The sequence below is a fragment of the Bacillus sp. ISL-39 genome (assembly GCF_018613295.1).
Taxonomy (GTDB): domain Bacteria; phylum Bacillota; class Bacilli; order Bacillales; family Cytobacillaceae; genus Mesobacillus.
Genome location: NZ_JAGGQM010000022.1, coordinates 92,769 through 108,481, shown reverse-complemented (window position 1 = coordinate 108,481; position 15,713 = coordinate 92,769). Strand labels below are relative to the sequence as shown.

Below are 15,713 nucleotides of genomic sequence, written 5' to 3'. Positions count from 1 at the left end.
AACACTCTAGTTTGAATATTCAATATTTTAAAAATATATTCCTCCCTTTTTACTAAAAATATAAATAAAAAAGCAGGGAAATTTCCCCGCTTCAAATGTTACTTGTCATGCCACATATAGGATTTTCCAGTTTTCTTGGACACAATCGAAATTCCGATAGAGGCGCCATGTCCCGCAGCTATGACGGATTGACTTGAAAGACCTGCCAACAGACTCGTGATAAAAAGATTCGGGAGTTTTGTAGTTCCATCGTGCTCAACCCCAAAGACCTTTATTATTTTACCGCTAGGTACCTTCTCATTAACTGCCAGCTCGAATCCAAGGCTTTCAAGCAACGAGGTTTGAAGGTTCGTGGCAATAATCAGGTACTTTGCAAATCTTTCATTGCCATCAGCCAATTTGACTGAATAGCCATGGTCGTTCCGTGTGACTGTTTCAACCGAACCCTCAAGCCATTCAGTGCCCCCATCAATAGCCTGGTCTTTAATGTTATCCAGAAGTTCTGAACCGGTAATTCCTTTGATTCCCGGATAATTAAAAAGCTTTGAAACTTGTTTGATTTGGGATTTTCCTGAATCGATGACTGAAGTTTTCAATCCGCCCCTGGAAGTGTAAATTGCAGCTGATCCACCTGAAATCCCGCCTCCAATCACTATTACATCTAGCATTTAAAAGTTCCCTCCTGAACTTATGTACCCTCCCCTTATCTAAAGGGAGGCTATCTTTAGAATAACTTAGAAATCAAATAAATGACTCCTGCCAGGAGCCATACGTACGTGGCTGGTCATATGGGCGGAAAGCCAGAAAACTTCCCTTGCCCTTCATCAGCTGTACGCTTTGGTCCGATTCCTCAGGAACCGCCTGCACAATGGTTATTTTTCTTATTTTCTTCCAAATCCTCACCTCATAAGCAATCATTATACTTAAAAAGAGGAAAGCTGTGCTTTCCTCTTTTTGTTTTTAGTGAGTGTGGTGTACAGCGCAGCGGTTAGGGCCGATTTCCAGCTCCATCGCTTCTTCTGCTGTCACTTCTTTTACACCGCGGTTGATCGCAACAATCTCTTCAAAATTTGGCGGTGTCTCACTTGATGCAGATTGAGCTACATGGTCGACAAATTCATCAACTGTTTTACCGGCCATAATTTCATTTTGCTCGCGGATCAAACCTAATTGGCTTCCAATGAACCCTTCTTCATTTACTTCGTCATCAAAGGCAGCATAGTGGCCCGGCAATACAATAACGTCATCTGCAATTTGGGATACTTTGCTATAAACAGTATCATACAAATCTTTTGCCCACTCTGCAGCTTTTCCGCCAAGGTCAGGCCGGCCAAGGCCATTGACAAAGATAGTATCGCCTGAGAAAAGAAGTTTATTATTCACAAAGAAGGAAACACTGCCCGGGGTATGACCAGGTGTCTTAACCGCCAAGACTTCAAGTGTAATGTTCTCGAATTCAATTTTATCATGCTGCTCCAGCGCTTCAAAGCCAAATACTGCGCCTTCACTCTTCATTAGGTAATATTTCGCTCCTGTGACCTCAGCCAGCTCCTTGCCGCCGGATAGGTGGTCAGCATGAAGGTGAGAATCTACGATATGTGTGATTTTCACACTTTCCCTTTGTGCAACTTCAGTATAACGGCTCGTGAACCTTGATGGATCCACAACAAGTGCCTCATTTTCAGAAAGAACCATGTATGAAAGACAGCCTTTCCCAACACGGATGAACTGAAGGACTTTGACTTTTTCATCCTTATATACTTCAACTGGATAAAGGTATTCACTCCAGGATTTCATCCCGCCAGAAAGATAGGAAACATCAAAACCTGCATCGGAAAGCATCTCAGCAACCATTACTGAAGAACCTTCCTTAGCACAGATGACCACGATGTCTTTATCCTTCGGAAGCTGGTCAACTACTTCGTCAACTCCATCGATCAAGTCAAAGTAAGGGATATTAAGGTAGTTAATTTTTTCACCTTCAACCTTCCAGTCTTCAAAGTCTTTAACATTCCTTACGTCAAAAATAAAAAATTCTTTTTTGTTTACTACCCATTCATTTAATTTTTCAGCAGTGATTGCTTGCATTCCCATTAAAATTCCTCCCGTTGTAAAAAATGATTATGTCGAGTATCAAATCCTCATTTAATACCCTTATGGGTATATAATATAATTATGAATGATAAATTGCAAGCTTTTTTTGTTTAATAATGTGACTATGGTGCTTTGTCCAGATTCTGAAGCGGTTTCCCATTATAAAACAGGTTTTGACAGCTTCTCAAATCATGAAAAAATTTCTAATAAAAAATCTTCATAATGGGTTTTCAAATCCTTAATAAACCTTTACAATGAATGAAACTATACAATATAGTTTGAAAATTCAATCCATTCTTACCGAGGAGGAATGCAAATGAAAATTATGAGCAATGAACAGTTGGTGGTCTCGTATCGTGATGCATTAAAGTCGGAACATGATAAAGAATGGGCAAAAATACTTAAAACAGAAATCTCCAAAAGAGGACTAAAGCCATTTAAAAACCGTTAAACTGAATCAAGAAAAACATTTGTCGCCTTGTGACAAAAGCCGCTTGTTGCCATATTGGCAGTTGAGCGGTTTTTTTATTTTTTCGGGGAGATTGAAACTGGTTTGCTGCCGCATTAGTGGCTGATCGTTATTTGTGTGAAGTTAAACTGCTTAATCATTCTTCAGCTTGCTGAAAAGTTAACAAAAAATTCACAAAATTGCATGCCTGTATAGATTAAACTGAGCTTATAGAAAGGAAGTGGACCATGCTACTAAAAGCACGCACGGAGCCAATGGAATTAATCACATTACGGCACTTAAGCAGAAAAACGGAATTATCTCCGCAGGATAAGTTCCAGCTTTGGACGATGGAAAAGGGTTTTACCGGAGAAATGATCTTCGACCGGATGACCGAAAATCTCGCAGAAGAAAGGTATATCATTGATGATCTCCTACTCCAAGTGAATAACTCCTATTTTCAGCTGGATAAAGTCATCATTGCGCAGGATGGAGTTTATCTTATCGATGTCAAATATCACGAAGGCGATTATTATCTCGATGGGGACAAATTATATTCCGTCCGGACGAGCCGAGAATACAAAAACCCTGTCATTCAGTTGACACGAAGTGAGACCCTTTTCCGGCAGCTCCTGCAAAACCTCAAGATGAATCAACTTGTTCGTGCCTCCGTCATCTTCAACAATCCTGAATTCACCCTATACCAGGCCCCTATGGATCAACCGATCATTTTACCAACACAAGTTAATCGTTTCCTAAAGGAGTTAAACTGCACCCCCTCCAAATTGGATGATAGCCACAAGAAACTCGCCCAAGCATTGCTATCATTACATCAGGTTAAAAACCCATTCGCAACTCAGCCTGCCTACCAATATGACCAGCTGGAAAAAGGGATGTATTGCCGGGAGTGCGGATCCTTAAATACCGAAGTCAATGATTATGATCTCGTTTGCGGAAAATGCGGCAAACAAGAAAGAATCGAAAAAGCGATCGTGCGGCATATCGAAGAAATCAAAGTGCTGTTTCCGGAAAAGAAGATCACCACGCAAATCGTTTATGAGTGGTGTAATCGGAAGGTTAGCAGGAGGACGTTTTTGAGGGTGTTGAAGAAACATTATGTTTTAGTAGGAAAGACTAGTGATAGTTATTTTAAGTAAGATGGTCTATCAAAGGTGCTTTTACATGTCAATCCTGTCTGTCGCTGACTAAGTGTCAGTGTTCGGGCAGGTTTTCTTTTTTAACAGATGTACCTGCATGCAGTTATGCTTTCTTCTGACAGCTTTTCTTCTTTTCCCGCCAAACCTGTCTTAAGTTGAGCTTTCTTTTGACAGCTTTTCTTCTTTTCCAGTTAAACCTGTCTTAAGTTGAGCTTTCTTTTGACAGCTTTTCTCCTTTTCCCACCAAACCTGTCTTAAGTTGGGCTTTCTTTTGACAGCTTTTCTTCTTCACCCGCCAAACTTGTCTTAAGTTAGGCTTTCTTTTGACAGCTTTTCTTCATTTCCCACCAAACCTGTCTTAAGTTGGGCTTTCTTTTGACAGCTTTTCTGCTCTTCCCGCCAAACCTGTCTTAAGTTGAGCTTTCTTTTGACAGCTTTTCTTCTTTTCCAGTCAAACCTGTCTTAAGTTGGGCTTTCTTTTGACAGCTTTTCTTCTTCACCCGCCAAATCTGTCTTAAGTTGCTCCTTCTTTTGACAGCTTTTCTTCTTTTCCAGTCAAACCTGTCTTAAGTTGCTCCTTCTTTTGACAGCTTTTCTTCTTTTCCCGCCAAACCTGTCTTAAGTTGAGCTTTCTTTTGACAGCTTTTCTTCTTTTCCCACCAAACCTGTCTTAAGTTGGGCTTTCTTTTGACAGCTTTTCTTCTTTTCCCGCAAAACCTGTCTTAAGTTGGGCTTTCTTTTGACAGCTTTTCTCCTTTTCCCACCAAACCTGTCTTAAGTTGGGCTTTCTTTTGACAGCTTTTCTTCTTCCCTACCTTTTGAATTCCCCTTGGCTAACATTGCTCTTCTTCTCCCATCTCTGTTCCCATATGTACCTCCAAACCGTAATAAAAAGCACTGCCAAAAGAATTCCGGCAGTGCTTCCCAAATTTAACCCTGTAACAGCAACGATTCTGGGTCTTCCATCAGTTCCTTGATACGCTTCAGGAAGGTAACGGCTTCTTTTCCATCGACAATCCTGTGGTCATAGGATAAAGCAATGTACATCATCGGCCTGTTTTCCATTCGGTCTTTATCGATTGCTACGGGACGAAGCTGGATGGTATGCATTCCGAGAATACCTACCTGCGGGCCATTGATGATCGGTGTGGACAGCAATGAACCAAATACGCCTCCGTTTGTAATCGTAAAGCTTCCTCCCTGAAGGTCCTTCAAGGAAAGTTTGTTTGTTCGAGCCTTTTCGGCCAATTCGTTTATATCGTTTTCGATTTCGGCAAAGTTTTTTCTGTCTGCGTCCCTGATGACAGGCACTACAAGCCCTTCATCTGCGGCAACAGCGACTCCAATGTCATAAAACTTTTTGAGGACGATTTCGTCTCCCTGGATTTCAGCATTCAGGTAAGGAGTCTTTTTCAACGCTGCCACAACAGCTTTCGTGAAAAACGACATAAATCCTAAACGAACATCGTTCTCCTCATAGAAACGATCCTTCCATTTCTTCCTCAATTCCATAACAGCCGTCATATCGACTTCATTGAAGGTCGTAAGCATCGCTGCTGTCTGTTGGACCTCTACCAGCCTGTTCGCGATAGTCTGGCGTCTTCGTGACATCTTGATACGTTCGACCCGGCTGTCATCAGCAGAATTGCCAACAGGAGCAGCCTTTGGCGCAGCAGCTTTTTCACCCGCTGGCTTTTGTGAAGCCTTTTCTCCAGCTGGACTTTGAACATTTTCTTGCCCCGGAGTAAATGACTCAACATCCTGTTTTCTTACTCGGCCAAGCGGATCCTGAGAGGTTACCTTGCTCAAATCTATGCCCTTTTCCCTGGCCAGCTTTCTTGCAGCAGGTGATGCAATGATTCGCTCCCCTGCTTCCTCGGCACCAGACTGGTCACCCGATATACTGGTATCGGTTTTTGTTACTTCAGAAGAACCACCAGCAGGTTCATCAGGTGACTCAGTCACCCTTCCTGCTTCTGCCGTATTCTCTTGGTTTCCTGCGCTCCCCTGTTCACCAATAATTGCGATTGCTTCTCCAACCTTCACTGTATCTCCCTCTTCGGCGAGCAGCTCTGTTAATACTCCATCATAGTCAGAGATAATTTCAACATTAACTTTATCGGTCTCCAGTTCGAGGACATATTCACCTTTCGCGACTTGATCACCCTTTTTTTTCAGCCATTGGGCAATCGTTCCCTCGGTGATTGATTCGGCCAATTCAGGAACTTTAATCTCTGCCATTTTTAATTCCTCCTCCATTTGTCCTTGTCAGTGCATCTCTTATAATTCTTGCCTGCTCCAACTTGTGGATGTTTGGATCTCCTTCTGCCGGGCTTGATCGTCTTCTTCTGCCAATATACGAAGCTTCCAGCCCTTTTGGTGCTGCTTCATTGATTCTCGGCTCGACGAAGGTCCATGCACCCATATTCTTTGGTTCTTCCTGGACCCAGACGATTTCTTTTAAGTTCGGATAACGCCCTAACTTCGCTTTTAAAAGTTCAAGCGGGAAAGGATAGATTTCCTCGATTCTTAATACATGCAGCCATCCATGCTCTTCCGGCTTTATCTTTTCAGCAATATCTATGCTCACTTTTCCAGTGCACAGTACCACGCGCTCCACATTTTCAGGCTGGCCGCCAAGTCCTGGCTGCTCAATGATCGGCTTGAAGCTGCCTTCGGCCAATTGTTGTGGTTCCGCTGCAACCGTAGGATTTCTCAGCAGGCTCTTAGGTGTCATCAACACCAGCGGTCGTACTGCCTCCTGCCTTAATATCGACGCCTGTCTCCTAAGGATATGGAAGTATTGAGCCGCAGAGGAAAGGTTTGCAACAGTCCAGTTGTTCTCAGCTGCGAGTGTTAAAAATCTTTCTACTCTACCACTTGAATGCTCTGGACCCTGGCCTTCATAACCATGAGGCAGAAGCATGACCAGACCGGATTTCTGTCCCCACTTTGCTCTCCCTGCCGCCACGAACTGGTCGAACAATACTTGGGCAGCGTTGGCAAAATCACCATATTGTGCTTCCCAGAGGACTAAGGTTTCCGGGGCGAATACGTTATAACCATATTCAAAGCCCACTACAGCCGCTTCAGAAAGCGGGCTGTTATGGATAGAGAAGGATGCTTTGGCATCAGGCAATACATGGAGTGGTGAAAATTGGTCTCCAGTTTCACTGTCATGCAAAACCAGATTCCTCTGGGCGAAGGTTCCTCTCTCGGAATCCTGTCCTGTAAGTCTTACTGGTGTGCCGTCTATAATTATTGAAGCAAACGCCAATGTTTCAGCCAGTCCCCAGTCGATTTTACCACTCGCAGATAAGGCCTCTTTCCTTCTCTGAAGAATTTTCTCCAACTTATTAAAAACATTGAACCCTTCAGGCCAGTTAAGCAGATCACTATTTATTTTTCTTAATGCTTCGATTGGCACCCCAGTTTCTATCTCTGGTATTCCCATTTCCACTACTTCTGGAATATCGGGTTCGTTCGTTACTTCCTTTTCTTTCTTCGGAACTTTTTCATATGCCTCTGTCAGCATGTTCGTGACTCTTTGCTCAATCTCGTTTCTTTTCTCTTCAGACATGGAGCCCTGATCTACAAGTTTATTGCCATAGAGTTTCTTAACTGTCGGATGTTTGTGGACCAGTACATACATTTCAGGATTTGTAGTCATTGGCTCATCCATTTCGTTATGGCCAAATCGTCGATACCCAATCAGGTCAATCAAGAAATCCTTCCCGAAAGTCTTTCTGTATTCAAATGCCAGCCCGGCCGCCATCAAGCAAGCCTCAGGATCATCAGCATTGACATGAATGATCGGAATTTCATATCCCTTCGCAAGGTCGCTGGCATAACGAGTGGAACGTGAATCCATTGATTCAGTAGTAAAGCCAATGGTGTTATTGGCGATAACGTGAATGGTTCCGCCTGTTTTATATCCGTGTAAACGGCTCAAGTTCAATGTTTCAGCCACAATTCCCTGCCCAGGGAAAGCAGCATCTCCATGGATCAGGATCGCCATCGCTTTCACTGGATCATATTTTGCGTAACCAGGTTCGTTCCTGTCATCCTGAGCGGCACGCGTAAAGCCCTCAACCACAGCACCTGCAAATTCCAGGTGGCTCGGATTATTGGCCAGAGTCAGTCTTGCATTCGCTGTATTGTCTGACTTTATCTTACGGTCAAGGCCAAGGTGATATTTAACATCGCCGGTCCAGCCGAAATTAATTCCAATAGATCCTTCTGATGGAACCAGCTCTTTATTTGGTGCATGCTGGAATTCAGCAAAAATCATTTCATACGGTTTACCGAGAACATGGGCAAGGACATTGAGTCTCCCCCTGTGTGCCATACCTATGTTAATTGTTTCAACACCATTATTCACTGCACCAGCGATAACCTCATCAAGAAGAGGAACCATCGAATCGAGGCCTTCAATTGAAAACCTCTTTTGCCCGACAAAAGTCCGGTGCAGGTACTTTTCAAAATTCTCGACTTCTGTAAGACGTTCATATAATCTGATTTTTCTTTCTGCTTCAACTTTAGGAATTAGTTCACCAGATTCAACCTTTTGCCTCAGCCATTCCTTTTCAGCCATTTCATTTACATGTTCAAATTCGTAAGCAATCGTATCGGAGTACACCTGCTTAAGGAATTGAAAAGCCTCTTTTCCATTCTTTATAGAAGAAGGGGCACTCGGACATATGAGATTTACTGGAATGTCCGCCAAATCAGCATCAGTCAATCCCCATTTTGCATAGTCGTCAAGTTGAGAATCCTTGCTGCCAAAATGCAATGGATAAATATTTGCAGATAAATGACCATAAGAACGAATATAATCAGCATATCTCAATGCAGCTGCGATTTTCGCTGGAGACCCCGCTGGTCTTTCCACAAATGATTCTTCATCACGCTTTTCAGGTCCTTTAAATTGAAGACTAGAATGCTGTTCAAAATATTCCTTGATATCAGCATCAACGGAATCAGGATCACTAAGGTACATTTCGTATAATTCTTCGACATATCCCTGGTTTGGCCCATGAAATCCCGGCCATATTGCCTTGTTCCCTGTAACTGGCTTTTTCACAAAAAAACCCCCTTGCCAATACTATATTCGCTAATTATCTGTTACCCTGTCGTGCTTATTTCTAACTGTTATTTCAAAGAATAATATTATAATTCAGATATCAATCGCTTACATTAATATTTTACCATGATATTTTCTTTTAACCAAAGGTTTTGACTATGTCGATAGTGTTAATTCAATTCACACTTTTATTATTTCGGAAAAACTATTCCTTTTAAAAAGGACAATAAAAAAAAACCGGTTATACCGGTTTTTGAGTTTGTTGCTTTATAATCTATAAACTCATCATTGTAGCAAACATGTTTTTGGGTGCAAAAAGATTATTTCTTTTTTCTATCTGACTCGGCTCTATCATTTCACTATGTTCTACAGGCATTTCAATATGCCCGCATGTGATGCACTTCTGAAATCTGGATCCGGCTGTGAAAATGTCTACACCATCATTGGTTGTAAACCCAACATGTTCCTCGTGCAAAGAAAAACGGTGGTGGCAATTTTTTGATTCGCGCATATTCACCCTCCTGTTAATGTTCCTCTTCAAATTATATATCAAATATTCAGAATTTTGCGTGACAAATATCATAACTATAGTCCAAACTGCAAAATAATTTCAGCCTGCCAAATTAAGGGCTTACTCCCAGGTAAAAAGAAAAGGGAAAGCATTTTAATGCCTTCCCTACTTAATTACCTTTTATCAGTCTTTTTAAACCGCAGTTGAGCCAGAAAGTGTCTTTTGTATTTCTTTTTCTATATTTTGTATGACGTCTGGGGCGTCTGCATCAATTTCCACAAAAGGACCATCATACTCTAGCAGTGCATGGTTATACCGGGGATCATAATAATGGACCAGTAAAATCTCAATCAAATCTTTATAATTTTTTTCTTCCAGAGCTGCAGCCAAAGAGGGTGATATTTCATGATTGATTCGCCTTATCAGCTTTGTTACCTTCTCTCTGACTTCTTCTTCAAACCAGGCTTTTCCCATAAAAGGCTGAACATATTCATTGTATATGCGTTCAACTCTAGCAGGTATAGAGCTTTTAACCAGGAAATGAATTCCATTATTTTTTTTTAATAGCAGTTCTTCCGGCTGCGCTGATCGCCCGATTCTTTTGCTCTCCGCTTCAATGATAAAGTAGCTGGAACCTTTTAGCTCATTGAGCCTTTCAAACAGTAAAGCGTCAAATGTTTTCTGATTGTGCGCCTCTCCCTTGCCAATCATTCCAAAAATGGATCCTCTGTGGTTTGCGATTTTTTCCAGATCGACTACAGGGTATCCCTTTTCCTGGAGAGCCTGCAAGATATCCGTTTTTCCAGTACCTGTCATTCCATGCATAACGATGGCTTTTTCGGGCAGCAACTGAGGAGTTTTCTCCAAAATATATTCCCTGTACGCCCGATAACCGCCTTCCAGACGCATTGCGGGGATTCCAGCGTATTCAAGGAAGGAGGCTACAGACCTGCTCCGCATCCCGCCTCTCCAACAATGGATCACCGGTTCAGCACCTGTCTTTTTGAGATCTTTTATCTCACCGAGCAAGCGAGGAAGCTTCGGGGAAACAATCTCCATTGCCCGCCATTTTGCCGCCTCCTCACCAGATCGCTTATAAAGCGTGCCGATTTCTTGTCTTTCATCGTCTGTGAATAATGGTATATTGACCGACCCGGGTATTGCCGATTCACAATGCTCGATTGGCGCCCTGACATCGACTGGTATATATTCCTTTGAGCTGATTAATTGTTGTACTGATATATCTTTCATTTCTCTATTGACCTCCATGGTCGCATGTTTAAAACTACATCTACTTATTGTACCTAAAATAAGCAGATTTTTCACCATTATTCCCTTAAAACAGCTTAATCCTGTCATATATTGAAAAGAAAAAACCGCAGAAGACCTGCGGTTAACATGAAAACTTTTTTCCTACGAGTATACTGACTGCCTGGCAGAATTCCTTCCAATGTTCTGGAAAGGAATCAAGGCCCCTGCTTTCATAGGTCCTGCCTTTTGTTTTTAGTTTTACTGACCAGCTGGTTCCATCCACTACAATACCTTCTGTTTGGTAATCTTCTTCCCACTCCCATAATTTCAAAGGATACAGCTTCTTTTTAAAATCCTCCACGTTTCCAAATGTACCGACTTCAAGCGGCTCGGAAGCTTTAGAATCAAGATGCCATTCAAAGTACGTGAAGCTGTTCCTTTTAAAGTCTATTCTCACCCTCATTTCAGGTCCAGGATATCCATGCAATACCACTGTCATTAAAAGTGGCTCTTTATCAGGCCTTATTGAAACGATGTCATCTTTTAATAGAAATAATTCACTATCTCTGCTGACAATTGTTTTTATATAAGAAGGTTCTACTATATCACTCTTACTTACTACGCTTTGATCATGTTCACTCATTTCCTGGCAAATTACTGGTATCGTCGCATTTCCCTTTTTACCTAAAATATCGAGAATCGCTTCATACATTTTCATCTCGTTCAACTTCCTTTATTAAAAACTAAATATTTCGTCTCTTTTATTTCCTGCCGTTAATTCCTGCCGTGAAAAACTTTAAGTAAAGTATATACAACAAATAATTGAATGTACTGTAACAAATGGCACGCTTTAAGAAAAAAATAAGTTAGCGCATTTGACAAATTCAGTCATTTTTTCATTTAACTATCTTTTAATGTTGTAATTTGTCCATTTCTGCGCTTTCCCGAGAAATAATTTTCAGAATAGACTGTCTTTATTTCCGCCCTGCGTTGTCTTTTGAAGATAAAACGATAGGTATTAAAAGGTTGGGAAGTTTAAAAATATGAGATAACTGGTATAAAAGAACAACCAGGAATAAATCCTGGTAAAAAAATCAGGAGTGACGAATATGATAGATTCGATGGCGAAGCAATTCGAGAAGCCTAAAGGCATACTCGGGAAGCTGGCAGGAACTATAATGTATTTTGAGAATCGCAAAATCAATAGATGGAGTATAAACAAACTTCAAGTAAATAAGAATGATCGAATCTTGGAGGTTGGCTTCGGTCCCGGTTATGGCATAAAGACTTTAATGTCAAATTTTCGCGGAATTGAAGTGGATGGAATTGACTTATCTGCAAAAATGAAGGAGGAAGCGGCAAAGAGAAATAAAGAATGGATCGAAACAGGGAAAGTACAACTGACTATAGGGGATGTTATCGACTTCCAACCCGATCATCGTTACAATAAGATCATTTCGGTTAATAATTACCCACTTTGGGACCAACCGCACACTTCCTTAAGGCATTTATTTCGATTGTTGAAGCAAGGAGGCAGAATCGTCCTGACTGTCCAGCCTCGAGAAGAAGGATCGACTGCAGAGACAGCTAAGCACTTGGGAGAACGCATGAAAAGAGATTTGATGAATGCCGGATTCAAAAACCCGGAGATATCATATCTGCAGGTAAGACCTGTTTTGACAGCATGTGTCACCGCGGAAAAGAAATAGCCGCTGCTTGGAAGGCAGCGGCTATTTTTTGCCGTTTTTGGAGATTAACGATTCTCAAATTAATATCATTACTTGTAAGCTTGTAAGCCAACCTCTTCGGCAGTACGAACGAGCTGTTTTATTCCATCAAGATCTCCTTGTTCAAATAAATCAATAATTTTACTTCCAACAATCACTCCATCACAATGCTTGCACACTTCTCTTACTTGCTCAGCATTTGAAACCCCGAACCCTGCAAGCACCGGGACTGAACTGACACTTTTAACTGAACTTAGGAAAGCAGCAAGATCCTCGCTGAAATTGTTTCTTGCACCAGTGATACCTGTTACGGTTACGGCATAAATGAAACCTGTTGCCCTGGAGCCGATTTCTTTTATTCTCTCAACTGGTGTTGTGAGTGTCACTAGCCTGATTAAGGCGATCTCCTGCTGCTCGAGCGCCGGAAGAATGAAATCTTCCTCCTCAAGCGGGAGGTCGGGGATGATGCATCCTGATATACCAGCGTTCGCAGCATCCTTAGCAAACCTTTGGATCCCGTATGCTACAATGGGATTCAGATAAGTCATTAGAATTAGAGGAATTGAGATTTCAGTTTGGAAGGTTTGTATCGTCTCCAATACCTTTCTCAAGGTAGTTCCATTGCTAAGCGACCGGATACCAGCTTCCTGGATTGTGGGCCCATCCGCAACTGGATCAGAAAAGGGGATGCCAAGTTCTACCGCATCGGCACCACATTCCTGTAAAAACAACAGCTTCTCCTTGAGGGTTTCAAGCCCTCCATCCCCAGCCATTATATATGGAACAAAAGCCTTTTTTTCTTTTTCAGTAAGAGCCTTCTGAATTTTATCCATCATTCCAGTCCTCCGATCCTGTCCTTAATTGTCTGAACATCTTTATCACCACGGCCAGATAAGCAGACAACGATACTCTCGTCTTTATCCATCCCAGCGGCTAGCTTGACCGCGTAAGCAATGGCATGTGCGCTCTCCAGAGCAGGGATGATTCCTTCTAATTTTGAAAGCAATTGAAATGAATGAAGTGCTTCGTCATCCGTTACGGATTCATATGTGATTCTATTTATGTCATGCAGGTGGCTGTGCTCAGGGCCAATGCCAGGATAGTCCAGGCCAGCTGATATCGAGTGTGCTTCCTGAATTTGACCGTCCTCATCCTGCAGAAGATACATCATTGCGCCATGCAGCACCCCTGGTTTGCCCTTGGTTAGTGAAGCGGCATGCTTGTCAGTTGCCAAACCCAGACCGGCAGCTTCTACACCATAAATTGACACACTTTCATCCTCAATAAACGGATAAAATAAACCTATCGAATTGCTGCCCCCACCAATGCAAGCTACAAGAGCATCAGGCAGCTTGCCTTCCTTTTCGAAAAATTGCTGTTTCGTTTCTTTGCCGATGACACTTTGAAAGTCACGAACCATTTTTGGAAACGGATGAGGACCCATTACAGATCCAAGAATATAATGAGTATCACGGACATTAGTAACCCAGTAGCGAAGAGCTTCATTGACCGCATCCTTCAATGTCCCGCTGCCTGCATCAACACTGATCACTTTTGCCCCCAGGAGTTCCATCCGGAAAACATTTAATTGCTGTCGTCTTATATCCTCTTTGCCCATAAATATCACACATTCCAAATTAAGCAGGGCACAGACTGTTGCAGTAGCAACTCCATGCTGTCCAGCCCCTGTCTCAGCCACTATCTTACGCTTGCCCATTCTTACCGCAAGCAAGGCCTGACCGACTGTATTGTTGATTTTATGTGCCCCTGTATGGTTGAGATCCTCCCGCTTCAGGTATATTTTCGCTCCGCCGGCATGTTCCGTGAGATTTCCGGCTAGATATAATGGCGTTTCCCTCCCTACATAATCCTTCATTAATTTTTGCAATTCGTTATGGAATTCCTCGTCTTCCTGCGCCCTGTTGTATTCCTTCTCCAATTCGAGTACAGCCTGCATCAATGTTTCTGGTACGAACCGGCCCCCGTAATTCCCAAAGTGTCCCTTTTCGTCTGGTAAATTATAAGTAATTGAACTCATCCTGCATTTCCTCCCCTGATTTTTTTGCGTTATTGATAAATCCTTTTATTTTTACTAGATCCTTTTCTCCATTTGTTTCAACACCGCTGCTTACATCAACCATCAAAGGATTAACCTTTGCGATTGCTTCCCTGACATTTACAGAATCCAAGCCACCTGCCAGGATTACATTGGTGCTTGTATTTTTTAAGGCATTTGCCAGTTCCCACTCGAAACTCAACCCGTTTCCTCCCCGATATTCCGCCGGAGGGCTGTCAAGAAGGATAAAATCTGCTTCTATTTCACCAATTTTCTCAAGATCTCCCGGTGACTTAACCGAAACAGCTTTTATTAACGGCAGCCCAACTGATCGATAGTCACCTGGAACCTCATCACCATGAAGCTGAATATGTGTAAGGCCGGCAGTTGCGGCGATTTGCTGTATTTTTGCCGCATCCTCATTTACAAAAACCCCTACCTTCCAGACATGTGCTGGTGTTTCGGCAATGATTTGTTGTGCCTGCAGAACTGTTATTTGCCTTTTACTTTCTGCAAAGACGAATCCCAGAGCATCTGCACCATTCTCTACAGCATGGCTTGCTGCCTCAACCGTTTTAATTCCGCAAATCTTAACCTTCATGAAATTCCCTCACAATTGGAACAGTGAACTGGCTGAAAGTATTTTGGAGATCTGAGGAAGTCATCAAAGTTTCTCCAATCAATACGCCGCTTGCACCTGCAGCTGCTGCACGGATTACATCCTCCCTTGTTCTTATACCGCTTTCGCTGATCAGAAAGGCGCCTGCCTTTTTGACTAGAGGTCCTAGTTTTTCGGTATTTTCAAGATTGACTTCGAATGTTTTCAAATCACGGTTATTGATTCCGATGATTTGAGCTTTTATAAGAAGTGCCTTTTCCAAATCTTTATCGTCGTGGATTTCAACAAGGCACTCAAGCCCCTTTTCAGAGGCATACTCGTATAGCTCTGCCAGTTTTTCCAGGGGCAATGCTGATGCGATGAGCAAGATGACATCTGCTCCTGCGGAATAAGCCAGGTCTATTTGGATTGGATCAACGATAAAATCCTTGCAAAGAACAGGAAGCTCCACGGCTTCTCTGACTTGTTTCAAATCGCTGAAAGACCCCTTGAACCCCTTTTCATCGGTTAACACAGATATTGCCGATGCACCAGACAGGGCATAAAGTTTTGCCTGCTGAGCAGGGTCCAAAGAAAGGTTAATGTCCCCTCTCGAAGGTGAAGCCCTTTTAAATTCTGAAATAATGGCGACATTTTTTGCCTCGCTTAAGACTTTCAGCAGAGATCGGGGCTTCCAAGAAATTTCAGGTATTTCCTTTGCTGATTTCCTCAGCTCTTCCACCTCAACAATTTTTCTTTCTATGATTGAATCAAGAATAGTACCCATC

General features: G+C 42.3%; 14 protein-coding genes. 3 read left to right on the top strand and 11 right to left on the bottom strand.

The genetic code is table 11. The annotated features are described in order from the left end of the window. Positions 1 to 98 precede the first annotated feature (98 nt). Complete coding sequence (locus tag J7E37_RS16350) at positions 99 to 668, bottom strand: FAD-dependent oxidoreductase (protein WP_215025186.1); 570 nt, start codon at positions 666 to 668, stop codon at positions 99 to 101. Between the two features lie 292 nt (positions 669 to 960). After that, entirely contained in the window at positions 961 to 2,094 is a 1,134-nt protein-coding gene (locus J7E37_RS16345) for an MBL fold metallo-hydrolase (protein WP_215025183.1), read from the bottom strand. Positions 2,095 to 2,410: 316 nt separating this feature from the next. Here J7E37_RS16345 and sda point away from each other — a divergent pair, with 316 nt between their 5' ends. Together sda and J7E37_RS16335 are read left to right on the top strand one after the other, a co-directional pair. Beyond that, positions 2,411 to 2,545 (top strand): sporulation histidine kinase inhibitor Sda, encoded by a 135-nt coding sequence (sda, locus tag J7E37_RS16340; RefSeq protein ID WP_192470565.1) that lies wholly within the window; start codon positions 2,411 to 2,413, stop codon positions 2,543 to 2,545. Positions 2,546 to 2,790: 245 nt separating this feature from the next. Then, a complete protein-coding gene (locus tag J7E37_RS16335; protein ID WP_215025180.1) occupies positions 2,791 to 3,699 on the top strand; it encodes an NERD domain-containing protein in 909 nt (302 codons plus the stop codon). A gap of 930 nt (positions 3,700 to 4,629) precedes the next feature. On the opposite strand, the gene odhB is transcribed toward J7E37_RS16335, so the two are convergent. The 5 genes from odhB to J7E37_RS16310 all read right to left on the bottom strand — a co-directional run bounded on the left by odhB (position 4,630) and on the right by J7E37_RS16310 (position 11,262). After that, complete coding sequence (gene odhB, locus J7E37_RS16330; RefSeq protein ID WP_215025178.1) at positions 4,630 to 5,940, bottom strand: 2-oxoglutarate dehydrogenase complex dihydrolipoyllysine-residue succinyltransferase; 1,311 nt, start codon at positions 5,938 to 5,940, stop codon at positions 4,630 to 4,632. Further along, positions 5,927 to 8,782 (bottom strand): 2-oxoglutarate dehydrogenase E1 component, encoded by a 2,856-nt coding sequence (gene sucA / locus J7E37_RS16325; protein ID WP_215025175.1) that lies wholly within the window; start codon positions 8,780 to 8,782, stop codon positions 5,927 to 5,929. Before sucA ends, odhB begins: the two co-directional genes overlap by 14 nt. Positions 8,783 to 9,056: 274 nt before the next feature. Beyond that, a complete protein-coding gene (locus J7E37_RS16320) occupies positions 9,057 to 9,293 on the bottom strand; it encodes a hypothetical protein (protein ID WP_214781319.1) in 237 nt (78 codons plus the stop codon). 192 nt (positions 9,294 to 9,485) lie between these two features. Beyond that, entirely contained in the window at positions 9,486 to 10,544 is a 1,059-nt protein-coding gene (gene mnmH, locus J7E37_RS16315; protein WP_215025173.1) for a tRNA 2-selenouridine(34) synthase MnmH, read from the bottom strand. Between the two features lie 142 nt (positions 10,545 to 10,686). Further along, a complete protein-coding gene (locus tag J7E37_RS16310; protein WP_215025171.1) occupies positions 10,687 to 11,262 on the bottom strand; it encodes a hypothetical protein in 576 nt (191 codons plus the stop codon). A 391-nt stretch (positions 11,263 to 11,653) separates the two neighbouring features. Between J7E37_RS16310 and J7E37_RS16305 the strand changes: the two genes are divergently transcribed. Further along, positions 11,654 to 12,253 (top strand): class I SAM-dependent methyltransferase, encoded by a 600-nt coding sequence (locus tag J7E37_RS16305; protein WP_215025169.1) that lies wholly within the window; start codon positions 11,654 to 11,656, stop codon positions 12,251 to 12,253. Between the two features lie 68 nt (positions 12,254 to 12,321). Here J7E37_RS16305 and trpA read toward each other — a convergent pair whose 3' ends face one another. From trpA to trpC, 4 genes are read right to left on the bottom strand one after another with little or no spacing between them, the layout of a single operon-like run. Then, the gene (trpA, locus tag J7E37_RS16300; RefSeq protein ID WP_215025301.1) at positions 12,322 to 13,104 is read right to left on the bottom strand and encodes a tryptophan synthase subunit alpha; all 783 of its coding nucleotides are present in this window, start codon (positions 13,102 to 13,104) and stop codon (positions 12,322 to 12,324) included. Beyond that, complete coding sequence (gene trpB, locus J7E37_RS16295; RefSeq protein ID WP_215025167.1) at positions 13,104 to 14,309, bottom strand: tryptophan synthase subunit beta; 1,206 nt, start codon at positions 14,307 to 14,309, stop codon at positions 13,104 to 13,106. Before trpB ends, trpA begins: the two co-directional genes overlap by 1 nt. After that, complete coding sequence (locus J7E37_RS16290) at positions 14,290 to 14,928, bottom strand: phosphoribosylanthranilate isomerase (RefSeq protein WP_215025165.1); 639 nt, start codon at positions 14,926 to 14,928, stop codon at positions 14,290 to 14,292. Before J7E37_RS16290 ends, trpB begins: the two co-directional genes overlap by 20 nt. Beyond that, positions 14,918 to 15,712: an indole-3-glycerol phosphate synthase TrpC gene (trpC, locus tag J7E37_RS16285; RefSeq protein WP_215025163.1), complete on the bottom strand. Its 795-nt coding sequence runs from the start codon at positions 15,710 to 15,712 to the stop codon at positions 14,918 to 14,920. The genes J7E37_RS16290 and trpC overlap by 11 nt, the downstream gene beginning before the upstream one ends. Position 15,713: the final 1 nt, after the last annotated feature.